This window comes from Pseudomonas sp. FW305-7, assembly GCF_058786735.1.
Map to the genome: position 1 here is coordinate 596,040 of NZ_JBYSZA010000001.1, position 22,760 is coordinate 618,799.

Here is a 22,760-nt window from a genome sequence, read left to right on the forward strand (position 1 = left end):
GCAGTGAGGCAGACCACCGAGGCATTTCGCAGCCGCTATCGTGCGGCGATCCATCCGTTCTACAACCCGTGGCTGCACGGCGCCTTCGTGCTGCTGTTCGGTGTGCTGGCCATCGGCGCATTCTGGAGCGGCGTCGACCAGGTCCATTGGCTGGAATGGCTGACCGTGCCACTGACGCTGTTGTTCTTCAACTTTGGCGTGTACATGGTCCATCGCCATCTCGGCCACCATAAAAAAGCCTTTGCGAAACTGTTCTACGCCCGCCACGCCGGCGACCATCACAGCTTCTTCACCCCGGGCCACATGACCTACGACAGCGCCCGCGACTGGCGGGTGATTCTGTTTCCGGCGTGGTTGATCGTAATCCATACGCTACTGATCACCCTGCCCTTGTGGTGGCTGATCGCGCAGGTCAACGCCAACGTCGCCGGACTGTTCGGTGGCTGTATGGTCCTCGGCTATCTGACCTACGAAGTGTTTCACGCCGCCGAACACCTGCCACCGGCCAATCCCCTCACGCGCCTGCCGTGGATCCGGCAGATGCGCCGTCTGCACGAACTGCATCACCGCCGCGAGCGTATGCAGGAGCGCAATTTCAACATCGTTCTGCCGCTGATGGACTACCTGTTCGGCACCCTGTACTGGGAGCCGGAAGTCGCCCCTTTGAGTTATTCGAGAATGCCCATGACCCGTCAACAGCACACGATCGATATCGCCGGCGAACCGATTGCCGTACTCGCCTATGCCGCCACGGTCAGCCGTTGGCCCGAGTGGCACCCGTCGTCGCTGAAAATCGACGGCCCGCAGGGGCCGCTGCATGCGGGCTCGGGTTTTGAAGAAGACATTCATGCCGGCGGCCGGGCAGGTCATCTCCGCTGGCAAGTGACCGAGTACCTGCCGGGCCGGCGCTGGTGCGCACGGGCTCGAGGTGATCACGGCTTGTCGCTTGAGCTGAGGTATGAATGCGCGGCCGAAGGTGGCGGCACAAGATTCGTGCGCACCCTGAACTATCGCTTTGACGGCCTGGGCATGCGCATCGCCAATCGACTGTTGCTGAAACGGCGCATCGAGCGCGAATCCTGCGCCTCGATGCTCGCGCTGCGGGACAGGGCTGCGCAGTATCTGGCGTCAGTGAGGGCCAGCGCATGAAGTGGCAGCGGGTGCTCTTTCTGCTGATTGCCGTGGTTATCGCGTTTTTACTGCTGATGCCCACTCGGGTAGAGCCGGTCGCCTGGCAACCGTCACCGGCGCCCTCGCTCAAGGAAGGCGTTTATGCAGAAAACCAACGTCTGAAGAACACAGCGCAGGTCGGGCCGAGCGACATCGAGGGCCCGGAAGCGTTGCTGTTGGAAAATGACTTTTTGATCACCGGACTGCATGACGGCCGACTGATCCGCAGCAGCCTCGATGGCCAGCAACGCAAAGTGCTGGCCGATACCGGTGGGCGGCCGCTGGGCCTGGCGCGGCATCCCAACGGATTGCTGGTGATTGCTGACGGGGTCAAGGGCTTGCTGTCACTCGATGCTCAGGGCCAGTTGATTGCCCTGACCACCGCCGCCAATGGTCTGACGTTCGGCTTTACCGATGACGTGGCAATCGACAAATCCGGGCACTACGCCTACTTCAGCGATGCCTCCAGCCGTTGGGGCTATGGCCATGATGGCGAGGCGATCATCGAACATGGCGGTGACGGACGCTTGTTGCGCTACGACTTCCAGACCGGCAAGACCAGCGTATTGCTGGACAAACTGGAGTTCGCCAACGGCGTGACCCTCGGCCCCGATGACGCCTATGTGCTGGTCAACGAAACCGGCGCCTATCGCATCAGCCGCTTCTGGCTGACCGGGCCCAAGGCGGGCACCCACGATCTGTTCATCGACAACCTGCCGGGGCTGCCGGACAACCTCGCGTTCAACGGTCGCGACCGCTTCTGGGTGGCGCTGTATGCGCCGCGCAACGCCTTGCTCGATGGCACCGCCGGGCATCCGTTCGTCCGCAAGATGATTGTCCGAGCGCTGACCGTACTGCCGAAACCGGTGGAGAAGCGCGGGTTTGTGCTGGGGCTGGATCTGCAGGGCAAGGTGATTGCCAATTTGCAGGACGCCAGCAGCGGCAATTATTCGCCGATTACCACGGTTCGCGAGTATGGGGACTGGTTGTATTTCGGCTCGTTGAAGGCGACGCATATGGCGCGGTTGCCGTTGGCTGAAGCCTTGAAGTGAAACGGGTTCTGATGTGTTGAATTGACTGACGCCATCGCTGGCAAGCCAGCTCCCACAGGTACCGGATCGTTCGCAATATATGTTAACGACAGCGATCCTTGTGGGAGCTGGCTTGCCAGCGATGGCGGTCTGTCAGTTGCTGGACTTGTCGAATTTTTCGGGGTCTTCGTCTTCGGGAAGATCCTTGTCCGGTTCTTCAGGATTGGCGGTGGTATGCGCCGGGCTGTTGGGTTCGGGATGGGTGGGCACGGGGTCAAATGCGCCCTGCTCTTCACTGGGAAATTTGGGATCGTTCATAAGGCACCTCGCAAAGAGTCGATAATTGAGGACTCTGAACATTCGAGGTGCCGGTCGGGGCTGTCGTTCCAGTCAATCCGCAACCGTAGGTCGGCGGATCAGAATGGGGTCAGGACGGGGCCTGCAAATGGCTGACGATTTCGTCCTTGACCTTCAGACGTTTCTCTTTGAGTTTCTTCAGGGTGTCGTCGCTGGGAGCATCTGAGGTGGCGGTTTCGGCCTTGACCACATCGGCATCAGCCTGGGAATACTTGTTGATCAGTGAATCCAGTCGTGGATCCTGGGTGCGTTTTTGCTGGATCTCTTCCTTCGTGCAGCTCAAGTCCTGAAACAGGTCATGGGGAACCGGCATGGAACACCTCCGTCAGTTGATCGGGTGGCCAGCGCGACCGATTGCGCTGACCAGTTATCAGAATGGCCTCGGTCGGGCCGTTCTGTCGACCACCTGTCAGACCAGCGGTGTCCGTTCGTCGCCCTGTCGCAAATGCGATAAAACCTTTGTCCGTCGCCTCGCCTCCATTGCATAACGCTCACAACAAACTGCGTGGAGAAACACAATGGACGGATTCAACCTGCGTCACCTGGCACTGGCTGTCGCTTTAAGCACCGGCATGGGCAGCGCCTTCGCGGCCACCGACAATGACTTCGTCGATAACGCCGCTGCCGGTGGCATCGCCGAAATCGAAACCAGCCGCCTCGCCCTGGAAAAAAGCCAGTCGGCCGACATCAAGAAGTTTGCCGAAATGATGATCACCGATCACAGCAAGGCGAATGACGAACTGGCGACGATTGCCAAGGCTCACGACATCGAAGTACCGGACACCACCACATTGGTCAAACAGGCCAAAGAGAAAATTCTCGAAGTGCGTGATGAATCCTTCGATGCGGCCTACGCCAACAACCAGGTCAAGGCCCACGAAGAAACCATCGAGCTGTTCAAGAAAGAAGCCAATACCGTGACTGACGACAAGGTCAAGGGTGCCCCTGAATTGAAGGCGTTCGCGCAGAAAATGTTGCCGGCGCTGGAAAAACACCTGGCCGCGGCGAAAGAGCTGCAGGCCAAGCATCCGAGCAAGTAAAAAGCCTGCCCTCACCCTAACCCTCTCCCAGAGGTAGAGGGGACTGACCGGGTTGTATTTTCGAAATACACCGACGTGAACCACCGAGGTGAATCCGGTTTGAAAAGCCCCCAATCGGCTCCCTTTCCCCCTCTCCCAATGGGAGAGGGAACTGACCGCGTTGTTCCTGCGGGCGCACTAAAGTGAACCACCGAGGTGAATCCATTTTTGAAAAGCCCCCGATCGGCTCCCTTTCCCCCTCTCCCATTGGGAGAGGGCTGGGGTGAGGGGCTGGTTCTGATAGGCACTACAAAACCCGAACAAAAAAATGCCGCATCCAACAATGCGGCATTTGGCATTTCAACCCCGGCTAACCCCCATCAGTATCAATATCCGCATCCGTCTCCTCCCCCGGGTGCGGGCGATCCGGTTTTGGCTCGAAACCCGGACTGAACTCATTGTCGTTATCGGTATGCTGATTCTTCTGATCCACAGCCGGATCAGCACTTTGCGCCTGGTCAGTGTCGCCCTGCTGTTTCGCAGGTTGCGTCGGCGCCGGTTGCCCCGGCACTTGCGGGTCGATTGCCGGATCATTGCGATTGATCGGCTCCCCGGCCTGATTTTGCTGTTGCTCGTTCATAAGCACCTCGTAAGTCTTGGCCAGCACGACTGAAACCAGCCGGGCCTTGAAGATTCGAATCCGGCACCGCGCCATCGTTCAAAACATCGCGCCTTGCTGGCATGCCGACTAGAGTTACCGGGACGTTTCTTGCGCCCGGGCAAAAATATCCTCGCAAGACCGAACAACTATTTCGAACGGCAACGGTCATTGACTTCGCGCCGATCAATTTTGCGAAATCGGCCCCTCATTCGCTACGGAGCAACAGGCACATGGCAGCACTGCAGAACAGCACACTCGATGCGATGAAAAACAAACAGGCACAGCTGCTGGGCGAATGGATCAATAGCCTGGAATCCAGCGGCGGCACGCGCAATCTGAAAGGCCAGGACCTGCAGCAACAGACCTGCGAATTCCTGCAATTGGTGGTCAGCGGTCTTGAGAGCGACAACGGCACCAACATCAATGCACCGGGCTGGGACGCCACTCGGCAGTTCCTCGAAAAGCTTTCGCATAGCCGCGCCCTGCTCGGTCAGGATTCGCAACAGACCGCCAGTTTCATTTTCTCGCTCAAGGGACCGCTGTTTGCCCTGCTGCAGAATCACTACAAAGAACAACCGGCCCTGCTCGCCGAAAAGCTGTGGGAAGTCTCCGAGCTGCTCGACGCGTTCGGCCTGCACACCATCCGCACCTTCCAGAAATCCCGTGAAGCGGTGATCAAGCGTCAGCAGGAAGAACTGCTGGAGCTGTCCACCCCCGTGGTCAAGCTGTGGGACGGCGTGTTGGCCCTGCCGATGATCGGCACCCTTGATTCGCAACGCACCCAGGTGGTGATGGAATCGCTGCTGCAACGCATCGTCGACACCGGTTCGGAAATCGCCATCATCGACATCACCGGCGTGCCGACCGTCGACACCCTGGTCGCCCAGCATCTGCTGAAAACCGTGACGGCGATCCGCCTGATGGGGGCCGATTGCATCATCAGTGGCGTGCGCCCGCAGATCGCGCAAACCATCGTTCACCTCGGCCTCGACCTGCAAGGTGTGGTCACCAAGGCCAATCTGGCCGACGCGCTGAAACTGGCCCTGACCCGCCTGGGTGTCAGCCTCGTCAAGACGGGTTAAGCATGGAACGTATTCCGATTCTTCAAATGGGCGACTTCCTGCTGGTGACCATCCAGGTCGACATGCATGACCAACTCGCCCTGACCCTGCAGGACGATCTGTCCGAACGCATCAGCAAAACCTCGGCGCGCGGGGTGTTGATCGACATCTCGGCGCTGGACATGGTCGATTCGTTCATTGGCCGGATGATCAGTACGATCTCCGGGCTGTCGAAAATCATGGACGCCGAAACCATGCTGGTCGGCATGCAACCGGCGGTAGCGATCACCCTGGTCGAACTCGGCCTGACCCTGCCCGGCGTCAGCACGGCGCTGAACGTCGAGCGGGGGATGAAACTGCTGCGAGAACGAGTACTTGCGCAATGATCGTGCGCAGCAGCGGAACTCAACCCATCCATATCGAGCAGGACGTGGTGCTGGCGCGCCAGACTGCACGCAAACTGGCGACCGAGTGCGGCATGCGCCTGATCGACCTGACCAAAATGGTCACGGCGGTCAGTGAACTGGCGCGCAACACCATGGTTTATGGTGGCGGCGGCGATATGGACTGGCAGATCCTCGATGACGATCACAAGGTCGGTTTGCGCCTGACCTTTCGCGACGAGGGTCCGGGCATTGCCGACATCAAACTGGCCATGACCGATGGCTGGACCTCCGGCAGCGGCATGGGGCTGGGCCTGACCGGCGCCAAACGCCTGGTCGAAGAGTTCGAACTGGACACCGAGCCTGGTAAAGGCACTCGCATAACGATTACCCGATGGACATGAACATCAGCGGGTCACTGACCCAGGTATTACTGATCGAAGACAACAGCCAGATCGGCCATGCCCGCCGCAGCGCACAACACCTCGCCGAACAACATGGTTTTGGTGAAAGCGATGCGGGGCGCGTGGCACTCATAGCCACCGAGCTTGCGAGCAACCTGCTCAAGCATGCCGGTCACGGCGAACTGCACCTGCGGTTGTTGCCGCGTCAGGGCGACGCCGGTATCGAGTTGATCGCGGTAGACCGGGCCAAGGGTTTCGATCTGCAGGCGTGTCTGGCCGATGGCTTTTCCACCGGCGGCACTCAGGGCATTGGCCTGGGTGCGGTGTCACGCCAGGCCGACGTGTTTGACGTGTATGCCGACCATCGCGGCGCCGTGCTGCTCGCCCGGTTGTATCCGCGCAGCGACCGCCAGGCGGATCTGCTGTACGGCGTCAGCCAGCACTCACTGCATAACGATCCAGCCTGCGGCGATGTCTGGCATCTGGCGTATCACGGTGGCGACATCAGTGCACTGATCGTTGACGGTCTCGGTCACGGCGAGGACGCCGAGCGCGCCGGTCGGGCCGGAGAGCAAGCCTTCGCCGACGCGCCATTCAGCTCCCCGGTGGTGCTGATGGAAGACATGCACCGCGAGATGATCGGCACCCGTGGCGGCGCCGTGGCGTTTGCACAGTTTCGCGCCGACCGCGCCAGCCTGACGTTTGCCGGGGTCGGCAACATCGGCGCCAGTCTGATTGCCGCTGACAAATCGCGCGGCCTGGCCTCACATCCCGGCATCGTTGGCGGCCAATACCGAAAAGCCCAGCCCTTTGACTATGCTCACGTGAACGGACATTTATTGATCATGTACAGCGACGGCTTGCAGTCCCGTTGGAATCTTCAAGACTACCCCGGTCTGGTGCACCGCCATCCCGCCGTGATAGCCAGCGTCCTGCACCGCGATTTCTGTCGCGGGCGCGACGATGTAACGGTACTGGTCGTTGCCCTGGAGGCCGCCCATGGCTGAGTCGCTCAACTTGAGCAATGCCGAACAGGCCGCGCTGATCGCGCAACTGCAAAGCGAAACGGCGGCCCTGCGTGAAGAACTCGACGAAACCAACCAGGGCGTGCTGGCGCTGTACGCCGAACTCGACACTCAGGCCGAAGAACTGCGTCAGGCCTCGGATCTGAAAAGCCGCTTTCTGTCGTACATGAGCCACGAATTTCGCACCCCGCTGGGTTCGATCCTCAGCGTCAACAGCTTGCTGGCCGACGAGCTGGACGGGCCGCTGAGCCCCGAACAGCACAAACAGGTGGCGTTCGTCAGCAGTGCTGCCCGTGAACTCAGCGACATGGTCGATGACTTGCTCGATCTGGCGAAAATCGAGGCCGGGCGCATCAGCATCTCCCCTGCGTGGTTCGACATGTTTGACCTGTTCTCCGCCCTGCGTGGGATGTTCCGGCCGATTGTCGATGCGACGGCAGTGGACCTGATCTTCGAAGAACCGGTCGGCCTGCCGCGCCTGTACACCGACGACAAGAAACTCGCGCAGATCCTGCGCAACTTCATTTCCAACTCGCTGAAGTTCACCACCCGTGGCGAAGTGCGGGTCTCGGCGCGGCTTGAGGGTGCGGATAAGGTGCGCTTTGCCGTCAGCGACACTGGAATAGGTATCGCCGCCGAGTTGCATGGCGCATTGTTCGAGGACTTTTCTCAGGTCGACTCGCCTTTGCAGAAACGCCTGCGCGGCACCGGTCTGGGCCTGTCGTTGTGCAAACGCTTCGCCGCACTGTTGGGTGGCGAGGTCGGCATGGACAGCGCACCGGGGGTCGGTTCGACCTTTTTCGTGATCATTCCGTTGGCGATCGCTCAGGAGAACGTCGATGAAACGTGACATGCGCCTGTTGATCGTCGATGACAACGTCGCCACCCGCTACGCCTTGCGCAAGCGTCTGGAACGCCACGGCTATGAGGTGCTGGAGGCTGGCACCGGTACCGATGGTCTGGCGTTGATCGAGCGCGAACCGCTCGATGCACTGATTCTCGACGTCAACCTGCCGGACATGAGCGGCTTCGACATCGTGCGTATCCTGCGGGCCGACACGCGCACCGCTTTGCTGCCGGTAATCCATGTCTCGGCCGCGTCGATCCAGACCGGCGACATCATCACCGGCCTCAACGCCGGGGCCGATGCCTACCTGATTCATCCGGTCGACCCGGACGTGCTGCTGGCGACCTTGCGCACGCTGCTGCGGGTGCGCGACACGGAAAATGCCTTGCGCGAAAGTGAGGCGCGGTTTCGCGAGATTTTCACCAATGTTTCCGCGCCGATTGCGGTGCTCGACGCCAATCTCAAGGTGCATGAGTGCAACCACGCATTCAACCAACTGATTCTGGATAACCAGGGTTCACAAACCCTGAGCGAATGTTTTGCCGACGAACAAGGCGCCATTCTCAATGAACTGCGTTTGCGCCTGGTTGATGGCGAGCGCTGGAAAGGCACGCTGAACATGCGCGTGCAGGGTGAAATTCGCGAAACCGAGTGGCAGATTTCGCCATATCGCACGCCACAACTGAGCCTGGTGTTCGTCGAGGACGTCACCGAACACCGCCATCGCGAACGTTCGCATCTGGCCCGCCTGGACGACACCACCACGCAACTGGCGCGTGCCGAATCGCAGCTGCTGCAAGTGCAGAAAATGGATGCGCTGGGCAAGCTCACCGGCGGCATCGCCCACGACTTCAACAACCTGCTCACCGGCATCATCACCAGCCTTGAGTTGATCCAGAAACGCATCGCCGATGACCGACCGGACAAGGTCAAGCTGTACGCTGAGGCGGCGCTGAATTCAGCGATGAGCGCGGCCGCCCTCACCCATCGTCTGCTGGCGTTCGCTCGTCAGCAACCGCTCGACACGCGCCCGGTGGATATCAACGAGCATGTGCGTTCACTTGAAGAATTGTTGGTGCGCACCATCGGTGAACGGATTGCCCTCAAGCTCGAGCTGACCAACAAACCGGCGATTGCCCTGGTCGATCCGAGTCAGCTGGAAAGCGCAATGCTCAACCTGGTAATCAACGCCCGCGACGCGCTGCCTCAGGGCGGCAACATCTGGGTCAGTACCTACGCGGCGTATTCCCACGGCGATCCGAATCTGGCCGATGGCGCTTATGTGGCGTTGTCGGTTCGCGATGACGGCACCGGTATTGAACACAACGTGATCGACAAGGTGTTCGATCCGTTCTTCACCACCAAACCCCTGGGTCAGGGCACCGGGCTGGGGCTGTCGACGATTTATGGTTTTGCCCGGCAGTCCGGCGGCGATGCGCACATCCGCAGCGTGGCCCGACGCGGCACCGAAGTGACCATCATGCTGCCGGCCACCAGCGATCCGACCGGGGTCGATATTCCAGCGGTGACGGTCAATCCGCAAGGCACCGGCGAGCACGTGTTGATTGTCGAAGACATGCCGTCGGTGCGCATGTTCGTCACTGAAGTGCTGGAGGATGCCGGCTATCGCTGCACCCAGGCGGCTGACATCGAAACCGCGCTGGAGCGTCTGCAAAATGACCCGTCGATCAACCTGCTGCTGAGCGACGTCGGCTTGCCGCGCATGAGCGGCCGCGAACTGGCAGACATTGCCCGGGGCTGGCGCGAGGGATTGCCGATCCTGTTCATGACCGGCTACACCGAAACCGCGATCAACCGCCAGGTATTCCTCGGCGAGGGCATGGATCTGCTGATCAAACCGTTCCAGATCAGCGAACTGCTCGACAAGGTTCGCCGCACGATCGACGGCGCCTGACCCACCGCTATCGCTGGCAAGCCAGCTCCCACAGGTTTTGCGGTGTACCTGGAATATCAATACACACCAGATCCCACAGGTTTTGCGGTGTACCTGGAATATCAGTACACACCAGATCCCACAGGTTTTGCGGTGTACCTGGAATATCAGTACACACCAGACCCACAGTTTGGGGTGTACCTGAAATATCAGTACAAACCAGATCCCACAGTTTGGGTGTACCTGGAATACCAGTACACACCGGTCACTGTGGGAGCTGGCTTGCCAGCGATGAGGGCAGAACGGTCGGCGCTGTTATCGGCTCAAGGCGCGGGTGAGGAACGGCGCAGTCCGGCTCTTCTTGCTGGCGGCGACTTTCTGCGGGGTGCCGGCGACAACGATCTTGCCCCCCTGATCCCCTGCCCCCGGGCCGATGTCGATCACCCAGTCACTCTGCGCCACCACACGCATTTCATGCTCGACCACAATCACCGTGTGCCCCGCTGTCACCAGCGTATCCAGTTGCTCCAACAGCCGATCGACATCGCGCGGATGCAGGCCGGTGGTCGGTTCATCCAGTACATACAAGGTTGCGCCACGCTGATTGCGCTGCAACTCGGTGGCCAGTTTGATCCGTTGCGCCTCGCCCCCGGACAATTCCGTAGCCGGTTGGCCGAGCCGCAGATAACCCAGGCCGATATCGTGCAACACCTCCAGCGAACGGCGAATACCCGGCTGCCCGGCAAACACCTCCAGCGCTTCATCGACAGTCAGTTGCAACACCTGCGCGATGCTCAAACCTTCCCATAAAACCGCCAAAGTCTGCGGGTTGTACCGCGCGCCATGACAGGTCGTGCAAGGTGCATACACGCTGGGCATGAACAGCAACTCGACACTGACAAACCCTTCACCTTCGCACGTGGCGCAACGGCCCTTGGCGACGTTGAAGGAAAACTGCCCGGCGTCATACCCCGCCGCCCGCGCTTCGGGCGTCGCGGCGAACAGCTTGCGCACGTTGTCGAACAGCCCGGTGTACGTCGCCAGATTGGAGCGTGGTGTGCGGCCGATAGGTTTCTGATCGACCTGCACCAGCCGTTTGATCGACTCCAGACCGGCAATGACCTGACCGCTGCTGACTTGCGGCGCATCGTCTTCAAGACTGGGTTCTTCAGTTTCAGTCTCGACAGGCGGACGTCCCAGTTGCGCACCGACCAGTTCCAGCAACGCCTGACTGACCAGACTCGACTTGCCGGAACCGGACACACCCGTCACCGAAGTGAAACAGCCCAAGGGAAATTCGGCGCTGAGGTTGCTCAGGTTATTGCGGCTGATGCCCGCCAGTTTCAGCCAGCCCGAGGGCTTGCGCGCCGCCCGTGTCGGGCGCTGCTGGTCGGCGAACAGATAGGCGCGGGTCTGCGACTCTTCAACCTCGGCCAGCCCGGCAGGCGGGCCGCTGTACAACACCCGCCCGCCCTTCTCGCCCGCCGCTGGCCCGACGTCGATCAGCCAGTCGGCGCGGCGCATGGTTTCCAGATCATGCTCGACCACAAACAGCGTATTGCCCTCGGCCTTCAAGCGCTGCAAAGCCTCGAACAGCGCCTCGCCATCGGCGGGATGCAGACCGGCAGAAGGCTCGTCGAGCACGTAGATCACCCCGAACAACTGCGAGCCCAATTGCGTGGCCAGGCGCAACCGCTGCAACTCACCGGACGACAATGTCGGCGTGCTGCGCTCCAGTGCCAGATAGCCCAGACCCAGATCGGTCAGGGTACTGACCCGCTCCAGCAGATCCTCGGCAATCCGTTGCGCGGCTAGACGCTTTTCCAGTGACAGGTTCGGCGTGTGGCGCACATCCGGCGCGCTGGCGTGGCCACTGGCACCCTGGGCGACACGTTGCTGACGCGCTGCACGGGTCTGCGCATGGCTCAAGGTCTCGCCGGTTTCCTCGGCATGATCCAGGTAACTCGTCGCCGCCACCGGCCGCAACACTTCGGCGACTTGCAGCAGCGGCATTTGCGACAGCTCGCCAATGTCGTACCCGGCAAACGTCACCGACAACGCCTCACGCTTCAGACGTTTGCCCTCGCACAACGGGCAAGGGCTGCCAAGCATGAACTGCGCAACGCGCTTCTTCATCAGCGCACTTTGCGAATGCGTGAACGTGTGCAGGATGTAGCGGCGCGCGCCAGTGAAAGTGCCCTGATAACTCGGCTCCATCTTGCGCTTGAGGGCCACGCGGGTTTCTTCCGGGGTCAGCCCGGCGTACACCGGCACGGTCGGGGTTTCTTCGGTGAAGAGAATCCAGTCGCGCTGTTTCTTCGGCAACTTGCGCCACGGGATGTCGACGTCGATGCCCATGGTCACGAGGATGTCGCGCAGGTTCTGCCCCTGCCATGCCAGCGGCCAGGAGGCGACGGCGCGTTGGCGAATGGTCAGGTTCGGATCGGGCACCATCAGCGCTTCGGTGACTTCATACACCCGGCCCAGACCATGACATTGGGGGCAGGCACCCTGTGGCGTGTTCGGCGAAAAATCCTCGGCGTACAACATCGCCTGCCCCGGCGGGTAACTGCCGGCGCGGGAATAAAGCATGCGGATCAGGCTCGACAGCGTGGTGACGCTACCCACCGACGAGCGCGTGCTCGGTGTCCCGCGTTGCTGTTGCAGTGCCACGGCTGGCGGCAGGCCTTCGATGGAGTCGACATCCGGCACACCGACCTGATCGATCAGCCGTCGCGCATACGGCGCCACCGATTCGAAATAGCGCCGTTGCGCTTCGGCATACAAGGTCGAGAACGCCAGCGACGACTTGCCCGACCCGGACACCCCGGTGAACACCACCAACGCATCGCGGGGGATGTCGATGTCGACATTCTTCAGGTTGTGTTCACGGGCACCGCGCACCCGAACCATGCCGTCGGGTGCTTTGGAAGAACGTTTGGAAGTCATTGGCGGGCCTTTTCTGAAAAGTTGCAATCTCCGTAATTGCCGAGATTCTTGTGGCTAGTGACGCTGTTGTGGTGAGGGGATTTATCCCCGATTGGCTGCGCAGCAGTCATAGATACTGATAAGGCGGTTCATCTGGAAAACGGCTTGGGAGCGCTGCGCACTCCATCGGGGATAAATCCCCTCGCCACAAATAATCATCTGTCCCCTGAAAACACTTCTGTCGCAGGTCATGCACCCAACACCGAACGAATCATCTGCAACAACGCTTCGGGGCCATAAGGTTTGCCTAACAAATGTGTATCGGGGCTGAGTTGGTGATTGCGCGAAATGATGTCGCGGGTGTGCCCGGAGGTGAACAGCACCGCCACCGGCGGCGACTGCACCTTGGCCCACGCCGCCAGGTCGGAGCTCTTGATCAGCCCCGGCATGACCACGTCGGTGAAAATCAGATCGATGTCAGCGCCCTCCAGCAGCATTTGCATCGCCACATCGCCATTGGCGGCAGTCAGCACGCGATAGCCTTCCTCGCGCAGCAATTCCATCGCCGAGGCGCGCACTGCGTCGTTGTCCTCGACCACCAGAATCGTTTCGTGCCCCCCGTGCTGCTGCGGGTCGATGCTCGGCGACTCATCAACGATCGTGCGCAGGCTGCGCGGAAAGTACAACTGCACCCGCGTCCCCTCGCCCACGGTGCTGTCGATCTCGACATGCCCGCCGCTCTGCTTGACGAAGCCGAACACCATGCTCAGGCCGAGCCCGGTGCCCTGGCCGTCGGCCTTGGTGGTGAAGAACGGCTCGAAGACCTGCTCGAGCATCTGCGGCGGGATGCCCACGCCGGTATCGCTGACCGCTACGCGGACAAACTCCCCCGGGAGAATGCCTTTACCGATGCAGAACTCGCGCTCGAGCCTTACATTGGACGCGCTGAGTTCAATGGTGCCCTCGCCCTTCATTGCATCGCGGGCATTGATGGCCAGGTTGAGAATGGCGTTTTCCAGTTGATTGCGGTCGACGTTGATGTGCCACGGCTCGTGCGGCAACTGCACGTCGATCTGGATGGTTTCGCCCAATGCCCGTTGCAGTAACTCACCCACCCCTTCGAAAATTTTCCTCGGATTGCACACTGCGGGTGACAGCGGTTGACGGCGGGCGAACGCGAGCAATTGCGACGACAGCTTGGCGCCACGCTCGACCGCTGCCAGCGAGGCGCTGACCCGCCGTTGTACGTTGGCGTTGTCCGGCTCATGGCGCGCCAGCAAATGCAGGTTGCCGGCGATCACTTGCAACAGGTTATTGAAGTCATGGGCGACGCCACCGGTGAGTCCGCCAATCGCTTCGAGCTTCTGCGACTGACGCAATTGTTCTTCGGCGGTCAGGCGCGCCTCGACTTCATCGGCCACACGCTGCTCAAGGTTACGGGTGAATTTCAGCAGCGATTCTTCGGCGGTCTTGCGTTCATGGATATCGATCAGGACGCCGGGGAAACGCAAGGCCTGGCCGCGCTCGTTGAACTCGCAGCCGCCGCTGGCCAGAACCCACAGGTAACTGCCATCGCTGCGCAATACCCGGTATTCGGCGTTATACGGCTCGCCGGTCTGCACGCAATGAGCGACGCGCTCCTGTACCCAGGCACGGTCATCGGGGTGAATACGTGATTCGGCAATGTGCTGCGCCAGATTGCTCAGGTCATGCTCCGGCGGATAGGAAAACGTGCGGGCAAAACGCTCATCGGCCGACAGCACATTGTTCTTCACATCCCAGACGAAAGAACCGAGCAAGGCCCCGGCATTCAGCGCCAACCGCACCCGCTCGTTGTCAGCGCGATAGGCTTCCTCGGCGGCCTGGCGCAAACGCTCGGAACGAATGAATTCGGTGGTTTCCACCACCATCGCCATCACCCCGGACGGGCGTCCTTCGTCGTCAGCCACGGGGCTGTAATAGAGATCCATCCAGACATCTTCGGGCACGCCGTTGCGCAGCAGCACCAGTTCCTTGTTGCGATACGACAAGGTGCCGCCGGCCAGACAGGTGTCCACCACATGCCGGTTGAACTCGGCGACCTCCGGCCAGCCCAGCTCCACCGGAGAGCCCAGCAGGTACGGATGGCGGCCACCGGCGAATTCCGAGTAGGCATCGTTGTAGATCATGTAACCGGCATGCCCCCAGAGCATCACCATCGGCAGCGGCGAAGCGAGCATCATCTGCACCGTGCTGCACAGGCTGGCCGGCCAGTCCTGCAACGGACCTAGTTCAGTGGCGCTCCAGTCAAACGCACAAATGCGTCCGGCCATTTCGCCTTTCCAGCCGCCACAGCCGTGGCTATCCGATAAAAACTGCATCGACTGACTCAGTGTCCTGTGGTGGTTGCCCGATAAACCGCGACGCCCAATACAACGCAACGCCCGTGTGTTTCGAGCGTCGCCGAACGCATTGGTTTCATTAGAGGTATAGCCGATTTCGCTCTGCCCGGAACTCAGACCCCGATCAAGTGCTTGAGCGGATGGTAGCCAGTTTTCATCTTCGCGGCGACGTCCAGGATCGCCTTCTCGATGCCATTGAGATGCACGCAGGTCAACTCGATGGCGGCGCTCTGATTACCGGCCTCGATGTACTCGATCAGGCGCAAGTGTTCATCGTCGCGGCAGGCTTCGTGGCTGTCGTCATCCAGCGCGACGGCGTACAGCGATGCGCGGGAAATCAGCTTCTGGAACCAGTCGAGCAGCACCGGATTATTGAGGCTGCGCGCCAGTTTGATGTGGAACTCGCCGAGCAGGTGAATCAGCCGTTGGTGATCCCCCGCCGCGTGCGCTTGGTCTTCCAGCAGCAGGTGCTCGCGCAGATCCTGCATCGCTGCCGTGTCCTTGCGCCGGCACAGTTCGGTGACGATGCCGATCTCGATCAGGCGCCGGGTTTCGAATAGCGAACGGATCTCTTCGTTGCTCGGCAACGACACCGATGCACCCTTATTGGGCTCGGTAGTGACCAGTCCATCGGCCTCCAATTGCTTGAGCGCGGCACGCACCGACGTGCGGCTGACATTGAATAACTCCGCCAACGAGGCCTCGCCCAGCTTCATGCCAGGGCGCAACGAGCGCTTGCTGATCGCCTCGTAAACCCCTTGGTAGACGCGGTCGACCGTGGTTTCCGGTTTCTTTTCGGTCATTCGAAAGCTCCTTCAATGCTGGCAGCGCAGCCGGGCGCATTAACTGCCGCGCAGAATATCGCCTTCAGCGTGAAGATGCAGGTTCTTGATCAAGAGTTGAATGAGAGCGCGGTCGTGCGAGTGCGGGGGGGCGACCTGGACAGAGGAGTCCAGTGCGACGGGTTACAGATGTGGCGAGGAAGATTGCTCCCTCGCCACAAAGGCATCAGTGTTTCAAGGCTTAGTCGGTGCCGTATTTCGGCGAACGCGGCCCGTACAGCAGGCCCGCCGGATGCCCGGCCGACAGCAGGCGATTGCTCGCCACTCCGGCAATCGGATAACCGGCATCGGTGGAACTGTTGATGATCTGCTTCACCGCCGCCGTGATCAGCATGCCGATCAGACCGCCGCCACTGTTGTTGCCGCCCTCTTCGCTCGACGCCCGCGCCGAGCCGGTCCACAGCGTCGTGCCGGTTTTCAGATCAACCAGTTTCGCCGTCGCCGTCACCGCCGTTTCGCTGCTGATCACCATGTAACGCGTACCGTACTCGGTCACGGTGATGTACAGCGCCGCGTCGGCGCCGAAGATTTCCTTCAGCTTGGCCGGTGGTGCCTGATGGATGTCATCCGGGGTGGTCAGGCCGTTCTGGCGGAACGTCTCGTCGACCAACGTGATGGGCAACACGTAGTAACCGGCCTCGGCCAGCGGGAACGTCACCTGCGACAGCAGGCTGTAGGACGCCTTGACGTCCGGCGAGGTGTTCAGCGGCGGCAGCACCAGAATGCTTTTCGGCCGGGCTTGCTTGTACGCCGAATAGTCCACGGACTTGGGAGCGACGCAGCCACCGAGCACGGTCAACGCCAGCGCTGCGCCCAACAGTTTTACTACGCGCGAGATCATTGGGCTTCACCGGTCTTGGCGTTTTTTAGCAGAAAGTCCATGTAAGTCCCGGACTCGGGAAACAGGGTCTTCTCGGTGCGCAACTGCTGCACCATCTGATCGTCCTTGCCCATGCTCAGGTACAGCAGACCGAGATGTGCGTGGTAACCCGGCGGAACGGCTTTGCCACTGGCGCGGATCTTTTGCAGATCGGCTTCCAGCGCTTCGGCCTGGGCTTCTTTCGGCGTTTCGCTTTTGAAGTATTCGTAGACCTGCGGCTGGTAGCCTTCCCACTGGTACAGGGTTTGCGGACTGCTGCAACCGGCCAGCAAGGCGCTGGCGGCCAGCGTCAGGGCCATCAGCGGCCGCGACAGAATCGAATTCATGGTGTGTTGCTCCTTGCAAATGGGGGCTTTCAGTTGCCCGGTTTCCAGGCACCGGCGTTCATGCCATCGACCAGACGATTGATCGCCTCGCGCATGGCCAGATCGAGAACCTTGCCGTTGAGGGTCGAGTCGTAGGCAGCGGTGCCGCCGAAGCCGACGATTTCGCGGTTGGACAAGGCGTACTCGCCGGCGCCCTGGGTCGAATACACCACTTCGGACGTGCTGATATTGACGATATTCAGGTTGACCTTGGCGTAGGCAACCTGGGTCTTGCCGCGGCCGAGAATGCCGAACAACTGGTGATCGCCCGTCTCTTTGCGGCCGAACTCGGTGACGTCACCGGTGACCACGTAATCGGCGCCTTTGAGACGCTGGGCCTGGCCCTTGATCGCCGCTTCCTGTTGGATTTCGCCCATGTTGTCGCGATCCAGCACGCTGAAGCGATTGGTCTGCTGCAAGTGGGTGATCAGGATGGTCTTGGCCTGACCGCCTAGACGATCGACGCCATCGGAGAAGATCCCGCGCATGTAGCTGGAGCGGTTATCGAACTTGCCCACCGCCATTGGCACGCGAACACCGGTCCAGACTTGCGTGGCGCTTTCAACTTTAGCCACTGGCAACGCGCGGGAGCTTTCGGTGGCGCAGCCGGAGAGCGTGGTGGCCAGCGTGCCAAGCACGGCGATGGCAACGCCCGAGACCAACATCCGGGAGATCATTCTCACTGGGTATTCCTTCTTGAAAAACGGTATGTCCCGGCGTGATAAAGCGCTGGGCAGCGGAAAAGGGCCGGCATTATGACAAAGTGCCATCACTGAAGACAGATTTTTTTGACGTCAGTTAATTGGCCTGGCTTGGTCGTACACAAATCCACTGTGGGAGCGAGCCTGCTCGCGAAAGCGGTGTATTGATCGTTATTGATCGTTCCCACGCTCTGCGTGGGAATGCAGCCACGGACGCTCCGCGTCCGATGTGACGCGGAGCGTCACGGGAGGCGTTACCACGCAGAGCGTGGGAACGATCAGACAGGGGGTTTTGTGTTTGGCCTGAGGTGGAAGAATCAGTGGAAGTCGCGGCTCTGCACGCGGATGCCGTTGAGCAGCGGGCTCAGGTCGCTCAAGCGTCCGGCGATCAGGTGGCGCACTTCGCCTTCGCGCTCCCAGCGGCCGTCGACCCTGAGCAGTTGCGAGCCAACCAGCACCTGGCGCTGACGCTCGGCCAGATCGCGCCAGACCACCACATTGACGTTGCCGAACTCGTCTTCCAGGGTGACAAAGGTCACGCCGCTGGCGGTGCCCGGTCGTTGCCGGCCCGTGACCAGACCGGCAATGCTCACCGGCCGCCCGTGTTCAACATCGAGCAACTCTTGCGAACTGCGGCAGCGCAGCGCCTTCAATTCGCCCCGCAACAGCGCCAGCGGATGCGGCCCCAGCGTGGTGCCCACCGTCGTGTAATCGGCGTGCAGATCCTCGCCGACGCTGGGTTTTGGCAGCACCACATCAGGCTCTTCCTGGCTCGGCAATCCGGCAAACAACCCAAGTTGTTTCTGCACCCCGGCGACTTCCCAGCGCGCCCGGTGACGATGCCCGGCCAGGCCGCGTAATGCTCCGGAATCCGCCAGCAACGCCTGCGCCCGACTGTCGAGCGCAGCCCGCTCGCCCAGATCGGCAACATCGGCAAACGCCCCACGCGCACGCGCCGCTTCAATGCGCTGGGCATCGTCTTCGCGAAAACCCTTGATCATGCGCAGGCCCATGCGAATCGCCGGTTGCGCGCCGCTGATCGGTTCCAGGCTGCAATCCCAGTCACTGGCGCGCACGTCCACTGGACGAATCTGCAACTGATGCCGCCGGGCGTCCTGGAGAATCTGATCGGGGCTGTAGAAACCCATCGGCCAACTGTTGATCAGCGCACAGGCGAAGGCCGCCGGTTCGTGGCACTTGAGCCAGCAACTGGCGTAGGTCAACAAGGCGAAACTGGCGGCGTGAGACTCAGGAAAGCCGTAACTGCCGAACCCCTTGATCTGCTCGAAGATCTGCGCGGCGAATTCTTCCGTGTAGCCGTTTTTCTTCATGCCGGCGGCCAGACGTGCCTTGTGTGGCTCAAGGCCGCCGTGACGTTTCCACGCCGCCATGGAACGGCGCAACTGATCGGCTTCGCCGGGGCTGTAGTCGGCGGCGACGATGGCGATCTGCATCACTTGTTCTTGAAACAGCGGTACGCCGAGGGTCCGTTCCAGAACTACTTTGAGCTTTTCCGAAGGATAGGTTGCCTCTTCCTCCTTGTTTCTTCGGCGTAGATAGGGATGCACCATCCCGCCCTGAATCGGCCCCGGCCGGACGATGGCCACTTCGATCACCAGATCATAGAACTTCGCCGGTTTCAGGCGCGGCAGCATCGACATCTGTGCCCGCGATTCGATCTGGAACACGCCGATGGTGTCGGCGCGGCTGATCATCTCGTAGGTCGGTTTGTCTTCGGCCGGGATGTTCGCCAGGCTCAGATCCATATTGCGATGGCGGCGCAGCAAGTCGAAACAGCGGCGGATCGCGCTGAGCATGCCCAGCGCCAGAATATCGACCTTGAGCAGCCCCACCGCGTCGAGGTCATCCTTGTCCCACTGAATGATCGTGCGGTCGGCCATCGCGGCGTTTTCCACCGGCACCAGCGTGTCCAGCGGCTGCTCGGAAATCACGAAACCGCCGGGGTGTTGCGACAGGTGCCGGGGGAAGCCGATCAGTTGCCCGGTCAGGCTCAAAACCCGGCGCAGCACCGGGCTGTCGGGGTCGAACCCGCCTTCGAGCAAGCGCGCCACTGGCGGCGTTTCATCGCTCCAGTGGCCGCAGCAATCGGCCAATGCGTTGATCTGATCCGGCGGCAACCCCAGCGCCTTGGCCACATCGCGCACGGCCCCGGCGGCGTGATAGGTGCTGACCACCGCCGTCAGCGCCGCGCGATGACGGCCATAACGACGGAACACGTATTGCAGGACTTCTTCGCGGCGTTCGTGTTCGAAGTCGACATCGATGTCCGGTGGCTCGTTGCGCTCTTTGGACATGAAACGTTCGAACAGCAACGTCGTGCGATCCGGGTCGATTTCGGTGATACCCAAGGCAAAACACACCGCCGAGTTGGCCGCCGAACCCCGCCCCTGACAGAGGATGTGCTGCTTGCGAGCGAAGCTCACCACGTCGTGTACGGTGAGAAAGTAACTTTCGTAGCCGAGCTCGGCGATCAGTTTCAGCTCATCGTCGATCTGCTTGAGCACTTTGGCCTGTGGCCCTTGCGGCCAGCGCCAGGCGATGCCTTCTTCGGTCAAATGCCGCAACCAGGAACTGCCGGTATGCCCCTCCGGCACCAACTCCTTGGGGTATTGATAACGCAACTGGCCGAGATCGAAGGTGCAGCGTCGGGCCAGCTTCACTGATGCCTCCAGCAATGCCGACGGATACAGCTCGCGCACTACCTCAACGCTACGCAAATGCCGCTCGCCATTGGGATGTAAACGCAATCCGGCCTCGGCCACCGGGACGTGATGGCGGATCGCGGTCATGGTGTCCTGCAAGGCACGCCGGCCCCGGGCGTGCATATGCACATCGCCACTGGCCACGGCGGGAATCTGCAACTCGGCGGCCAGACTCAGCAGCATCGCCAACCGACGCTGGTCGTCCTGCCCGCGATGCAGCTGCACCGCCAGAAACAGACGCTCGCCGAAGGTCTGTTTCAGCCAGCGGCCCTCCTCCACATCCTCCACAGTGTCCGGCACCCACAACACCAACAACCCGGGCAGCGCTTCGCTGAAGTCCTCGCGCAGCACTTGATACTGGCCTTTCTGCGTACGACGCCGGGCACGGGTGATCAAACCGCACAGCGCCTGATAACCCTCAAGATTCTCCACCAGCAGCACCAGTTTCGGGCCGTTGTCGATACGGATCTCGCTGCCGATGATCAGCGGCAGCTCAACGGATTTCGCCGCTTGCCAGGCCCGAACGATCCCGGCCAGGGTGCATTCGTCGGTGATCGCCAGCGCCTGATAGCCGTGCTTTTTCGCCCGCTGAAACAGTTCCAGCGCACTGGACGCACCGCGCTGAAAACTGAAGTTCGACAGGCAGTGCAGTTCGGCGTAGCCAGCGTTCATGCAAACCAGCCCTGCAGCCACAACGGACCGTCCTCGCCCACCGCCCGATAGGCCCAGCCTTGCTGACCGGCGCGGTTCTGGATCAGGTAGTAATCGCGACGCACATCGTCACCATCCCACCAGCCGGATTCGATGCGCTCGGGGCCCATGAGGATCCGCGCCGAACCTTGCGGCACGCTCTGCGGCTCGCCGAGCAACCAGCCCGGGCGGTGGACACTGGGCAAGCCTGAGCACGGTTGTTTATCGACGCCGTTTTGCCAAGCGCACTCTGGCCGGTGATCCGCCTGAAAGCGCAGCCCTTGTACCGCGTCATCCCCCAGCCGAGCGCGCAGGCGTTCGCGCAATTGCTCCCAGGGCAAGGTCTGCTGCGGACGGTCGTCGAACAGCTCCTGAAACTGCGGCACAAAACTCGGCAGATCTTCGGCGCGCAAGCGAAAGCCACGCACCGGTGCCTCGACCTGCACCTGCTCCAGCCGACCACGGGCCAGTTCGAAGAGCATCGCCGGATCGCGTTCGGCGCTGAGCAGACCGACCTTGATCACGGTGTCCGGCAGCCCGGCGTGTTCCAGATGCAGATCAAAGCGCTGCACGCCGCTGTCACGCCCGCACAGGAACGCCGACAGATCACCGGTCAGACGCCGTAACGGGAATAACAAGGCCTGATGGGATTGCACGTCGAAATTCAGTTCGATGCGCACATCGAAACGATCCGGCGGCAAGTAAAACTCCAGCGCCAATGGCCGCGCACCGAACAAGGTGTCGAGGTGTTTGAGCATCGGCGCCTCGAAACGCCGGGCCAGCGCCTGGCGGGGCAGGCTCTGCACCTGACTCAGATTGCGCAGGCCCATGCGCGACAACGCCGTGGCCACGCCCGGCTCCAGACCGACGCGGTCGATCGGCAACTGGCCGAGGTGATGCTGCAAGGCCTCGCCGTCCGGCACCACCAGCCCGTCATAAGCGTTGGCCAGAATGCGCGCGGCCGCCGGGTTGGGCGCCGCGACAATGCGATGACGGAAACCCAGATCGGTCAGTTCCTTGCGCAGTCGTGCTTCGAACTGCGCCCAGGAACCGAACAGGCCCAGGCTGGATTCGATCTCGAACACCACGGTGCGTGGGTAATGCACGCTGACCTGAGCACTGAAACCGTAGGCCCACGCGGCGAGAAACCGCTGCCAGTGTTCGACCTCGGCCACCTCATAATCGGCGGTGGCGAAACCTTTGCTCATGGCCTGCGCGGCCGTCATCGACTGGCCGGGGCGCAAGCCGAGCTGGCGTGCCGCCGGGTTGACCGCTTGCAACACCCGACGCTGGGCCGGACCGCTCAGCAGCACCAACGGCTCAGCGGGATCGGGCCGCTGACGCAGCACGGCGTCGAGGGCCAATTGCGGAAAAACAATACACACCCAGCGCATGACG

Annotated in this window: 20 protein-coding genes; 9 read left to right on the top strand and 11 right to left on the bottom strand. The window is 61.3% G+C overall.

What is annotated here, in order from left to right; translation table 11 throughout:
* The first annotated feature begins 3 nt into the window (after nucleotides 1–3).
* A complete protein-coding gene (locus AC3WMT_RS02780; RefSeq protein ID WP_103302382.1) occupies nucleotides 4–1,149 on the top strand; it encodes a sterol desaturase/SRPBCC family protein in 1,146 nt (381 codons plus the stop codon).
* Nucleotides 1,146–2,222, top strand: a complete 1,077-nt coding sequence (locus tag AC3WMT_RS02785) for an SMP-30/gluconolactonase/LRE family protein (RefSeq protein ID WP_103302383.1) — start codon at nucleotides 1,146–1,148, stop codon at nucleotides 2,220–2,222. Before AC3WMT_RS02780 ends, AC3WMT_RS02785 begins: the two co-directional genes overlap by 4 nt.
* Before the next feature lie 132 nt (nucleotides 2,223–2,354).
* On the opposite strand, the gene AC3WMT_RS02790 is transcribed toward AC3WMT_RS02785, so the two are convergent.
* On the bottom strand, nucleotides 2,355–2,519 hold the full coding sequence (locus AC3WMT_RS02790; protein WP_177431347.1) for a hypothetical protein: 165 nt from the start codon (nucleotides 2,517–2,519) through the stop codon (nucleotides 2,355–2,357).
* Nucleotides 2,520–2,628: 109 nt separating this feature from the next.
* Nucleotides 2,629–2,871, bottom strand: a complete 243-nt coding sequence (locus tag AC3WMT_RS02795) for a DUF465 domain-containing protein (RefSeq protein ID WP_103302384.1) — start codon at nucleotides 2,869–2,871, stop codon at nucleotides 2,629–2,631.
* Between the two features lie 205 nt (nucleotides 2,872–3,076).
* On the opposite strand from AC3WMT_RS02795, the gene AC3WMT_RS02800 reads away from it, so the two are divergent.
* Nucleotides 3,077–3,598 (top strand): DUF4142 domain-containing protein, encoded by a 522-nt coding sequence (locus AC3WMT_RS02800; RefSeq protein ID WP_103302385.1) that lies wholly within the window; start codon nucleotides 3,077–3,079, stop codon nucleotides 3,596–3,598.
* 349 nt (nucleotides 3,599–3,947) lie between these two features.
* Here AC3WMT_RS02800 and AC3WMT_RS02805 read toward each other — a convergent pair whose 3' ends face one another.
* Nucleotides 3,948–4,217 carry a hypothetical protein gene (locus AC3WMT_RS02805; protein WP_103302473.1) on the bottom strand — a complete coding sequence of 90 codons (270 nt, stop codon included), beginning with the start codon at nucleotides 4,215–4,217 and terminating at the stop codon, nucleotides 3,948–3,950.
* A 251-nt stretch (nucleotides 4,218–4,468) separates the two neighbouring features.
* On the opposite strand from AC3WMT_RS02805, the gene AC3WMT_RS02810 reads away from it, so the two are divergent.
* Genes AC3WMT_RS02810 through AC3WMT_RS02835 form a run of 6 tightly spaced genes read left to right on the top strand, consistent with a single transcriptional unit; the run spans nucleotide 4,469 to nucleotide 9,873 of the window.
* On the top strand, nucleotides 4,469–5,320 hold the full coding sequence (locus tag AC3WMT_RS02810) for an STAS domain-containing protein (RefSeq protein WP_103302386.1): 852 nt from the start codon (nucleotides 4,469–4,471) through the stop codon (nucleotides 5,318–5,320).
* Between the two features lie 2 nt (nucleotides 5,321–5,322).
* A complete protein-coding gene (locus AC3WMT_RS02815; RefSeq protein WP_103302387.1) occupies nucleotides 5,323–5,685 on the top strand; it encodes an STAS domain-containing protein in 363 nt (120 codons plus the stop codon).
* Nucleotides 5,682–6,086, top strand: coding sequence for an anti-sigma regulatory factor (locus AC3WMT_RS02820; RefSeq protein WP_103302388.1), 405 nt, complete (start codon nucleotides 5,682–5,684; stop codon nucleotides 6,084–6,086). The genes AC3WMT_RS02815 and AC3WMT_RS02820 overlap by 4 nt, the downstream gene beginning before the upstream one ends.
* On the top strand, nucleotides 6,083–7,093 hold the full coding sequence (locus tag AC3WMT_RS02825) for an ATP-binding protein (RefSeq protein WP_103302474.1): 1,011 nt from the start codon (nucleotides 6,083–6,085) through the stop codon (nucleotides 7,091–7,093). The genes AC3WMT_RS02820 and AC3WMT_RS02825 overlap by 4 nt, the downstream gene beginning before the upstream one ends.
* Nucleotides 7,086–7,961: a sensor histidine kinase gene (locus AC3WMT_RS02830; protein ID WP_103302389.1), complete on the top strand. Its 876-nt coding sequence runs from the start codon at nucleotides 7,086–7,088 to the stop codon at nucleotides 7,959–7,961. Before AC3WMT_RS02825 ends, AC3WMT_RS02830 begins: the two co-directional genes overlap by 8 nt.
* Entirely contained in the window at nucleotides 7,951–9,873 is a 1,923-nt protein-coding gene (locus tag AC3WMT_RS02835) for a response regulator (protein WP_103302390.1), read from the top strand. Before AC3WMT_RS02830 ends, AC3WMT_RS02835 begins: the two co-directional genes overlap by 11 nt.
* Before the next feature lie 294 nt (nucleotides 9,874–10,167).
* Here AC3WMT_RS02835 and AC3WMT_RS02840 read toward each other — a convergent pair whose 3' ends face one another.
* The 8 genes from AC3WMT_RS02840 to AC3WMT_RS02875 form a co-directional block, all read right to left on the bottom strand.
* On the bottom strand, nucleotides 10,168–12,801 hold the full coding sequence (locus tag AC3WMT_RS02840; RefSeq protein WP_103302391.1) for an excinuclease ABC subunit UvrA: 2,634 nt from the start codon (nucleotides 12,799–12,801) through the stop codon (nucleotides 10,168–10,170).
* Between the two features lie 227 nt (nucleotides 12,802–13,028).
* The gene (locus AC3WMT_RS02845; RefSeq protein WP_103302392.1) at nucleotides 13,029–15,140 is read right to left on the bottom strand and encodes a hybrid sensor histidine kinase/response regulator; all 2,112 of its coding nucleotides are present in this window, start codon (nucleotides 15,138–15,140) and stop codon (nucleotides 13,029–13,031) included.
* A 134-nt stretch (nucleotides 15,141–15,274) separates the two neighbouring features.
* Nucleotides 15,275–15,964 (bottom strand): GntR family transcriptional regulator, encoded by a 690-nt coding sequence (locus AC3WMT_RS02850; protein WP_103302393.1) that lies wholly within the window; start codon nucleotides 15,962–15,964, stop codon nucleotides 15,275–15,277.
* A 220-nt stretch (nucleotides 15,965–16,184) separates the two neighbouring features.
* On the bottom strand, nucleotides 16,185–16,844 hold the full coding sequence (locus AC3WMT_RS02855) for a DUF799 domain-containing protein (protein ID WP_103302394.1): 660 nt from the start codon (nucleotides 16,842–16,844) through the stop codon (nucleotides 16,185–16,187).
* Nucleotides 16,841–17,209: a DUF4810 domain-containing protein gene (locus AC3WMT_RS02860; RefSeq protein WP_103302395.1), complete on the bottom strand. Its 369-nt coding sequence runs from the start codon at nucleotides 17,207–17,209 to the stop codon at nucleotides 16,841–16,843. The genes AC3WMT_RS02855 and AC3WMT_RS02860 overlap by 4 nt, the downstream gene beginning before the upstream one ends.
* Before the next feature lie 29 nt (nucleotides 17,210–17,238).
* Nucleotides 17,239–17,925 (bottom strand): CsgG/HfaB family protein, encoded by a 687-nt coding sequence (locus AC3WMT_RS02865; RefSeq protein ID WP_177431358.1) that lies wholly within the window; start codon nucleotides 17,923–17,925, stop codon nucleotides 17,239–17,241.
* A gap of 341 nt (nucleotides 17,926–18,266) precedes the next feature.
* The gene (locus AC3WMT_RS02870) at nucleotides 18,267–21,344 is read right to left on the bottom strand and encodes an error-prone DNA polymerase (RefSeq protein WP_103302397.1); all 3,078 of its coding nucleotides are present in this window, start codon (nucleotides 21,342–21,344) and stop codon (nucleotides 18,267–18,269) included.
* The gene (locus tag AC3WMT_RS02875) at nucleotides 21,341–22,756 is read right to left on the bottom strand and encodes a Y-family DNA polymerase (protein ID WP_103302398.1); all 1,416 of its coding nucleotides are present in this window, start codon (nucleotides 22,754–22,756) and stop codon (nucleotides 21,341–21,343) included. The genes AC3WMT_RS02870 and AC3WMT_RS02875 overlap by 4 nt, the downstream gene beginning before the upstream one ends.
* Nucleotides 22,757–22,760 lie beyond the last annotated feature (4 nt).

What these genes read in the sequence shown, in the direction of transcription:
- AC3WMT_RS02785 (WP_103302383.1), top strand. Translation starts at nt 1,146, where the DNA reads ATGAAGTGGCAGCGGGTGCTCTTTCTGCTGATTGCCGTGGTTATCGCG.
- AC3WMT_RS02790 (WP_177431347.1), bottom strand. Translation starts at nt 2,519, where the DNA reads ATGAACGATCCCAAATTTCCCAGTGAAGAGCAGGGCGCATTTGACCCC.
- AC3WMT_RS02795 (WP_103302384.1), bottom strand. Translation starts at nt 2,871, where the DNA reads ATGCCGGTTCCCCATGACCTGTTTCAGGACTTGAGCTGCACGAAGGAA.
- AC3WMT_RS02800 (WP_103302385.1), top strand. Translation starts at nt 3,077, where the DNA reads ATGGACGGATTCAACCTGCGTCACCTGGCACTGGCTGTCGCTTTAAGC.
- AC3WMT_RS02805 (WP_103302473.1), bottom strand. Translation starts at nt 4,217, where the DNA reads ATGAACGAGCAACAGCAAAATCAGGCCGGGGAGCCGATCAATCGCAAT.
- AC3WMT_RS02810 (WP_103302386.1), top strand. Translation starts at nt 4,469, where the DNA reads ATGGCAGCACTGCAGAACAGCACACTCGATGCGATGAAAAACAAACAG.
- AC3WMT_RS02815 (WP_103302387.1), top strand. Translation starts at nt 5,323, where the DNA reads ATGGAACGTATTCCGATTCTTCAAATGGGCGACTTCCTGCTGGTGACC.
- AC3WMT_RS02820 (WP_103302388.1), top strand. Translation starts at nt 5,682, where the DNA reads ATGATCGTGCGCAGCAGCGGAACTCAACCCATCCATATCGAGCAGGAC.
- AC3WMT_RS02825 (WP_103302474.1), top strand. Translation starts at nt 6,083, where the DNA reads ATGAACATCAGCGGGTCACTGACCCAGGTATTACTGATCGAAGACAAC.
- AC3WMT_RS02830 (WP_103302389.1), top strand. Translation starts at nt 7,086, where the DNA reads ATGGCTGAGTCGCTCAACTTGAGCAATGCCGAACAGGCCGCGCTGATC.
- AC3WMT_RS02835 (WP_103302390.1), top strand. Translation starts at nt 7,951, where the DNA reads ATGAAACGTGACATGCGCCTGTTGATCGTCGATGACAACGTCGCCACC.
- AC3WMT_RS02840 (WP_103302391.1), bottom strand. Translation starts at nt 12,801, where the DNA reads ATGACTTCCAAACGTTCTTCCAAAGCACCCGACGGCATGGTTCGGGTG.
- AC3WMT_RS02845 (WP_103302392.1), bottom strand. Translation starts at nt 15,140, where the DNA reads ATGCAGTTTTTATCGGATAGCCACGGCTGTGGCGGCTGGAAAGGCGAA.
- AC3WMT_RS02850 (WP_103302393.1), bottom strand. Translation starts at nt 15,964, where the DNA reads ATGACCGAAAAGAAACCGGAAACCACGGTCGACCGCGTCTACCAAGGG.
- AC3WMT_RS02855 (WP_103302394.1), bottom strand. Translation starts at nt 16,844, where the DNA reads ATGATCTCGCGCGTAGTAAAACTGTTGGGCGCAGCGCTGGCGTTGACC.
- AC3WMT_RS02860 (WP_103302395.1), bottom strand. Translation starts at nt 17,209, where the DNA reads ATGAATTCGATTCTGTCGCGGCCGCTGATGGCCCTGACGCTGGCCGCC.
- AC3WMT_RS02865 (WP_177431358.1), bottom strand. Translation starts at nt 17,925, where the DNA reads ATGATCTCCCGGATGTTGGTCTCGGGCGTTGCCATCGCCGTGCTTGGC.
- AC3WMT_RS02870 (WP_103302397.1), bottom strand. Translation starts at nt 21,344, where the DNA reads ATGAACGCTGGCTACGCCGAACTGCACTGCCTGTCGAACTTCAGTTTT.
- AC3WMT_RS02875 (WP_103302398.1), bottom strand. Translation starts at nt 22,756, where the DNA reads ATGCGCTGGGTGTGTATTGTTTTTCCGCAATTGGCCCTCGACGCCGTG.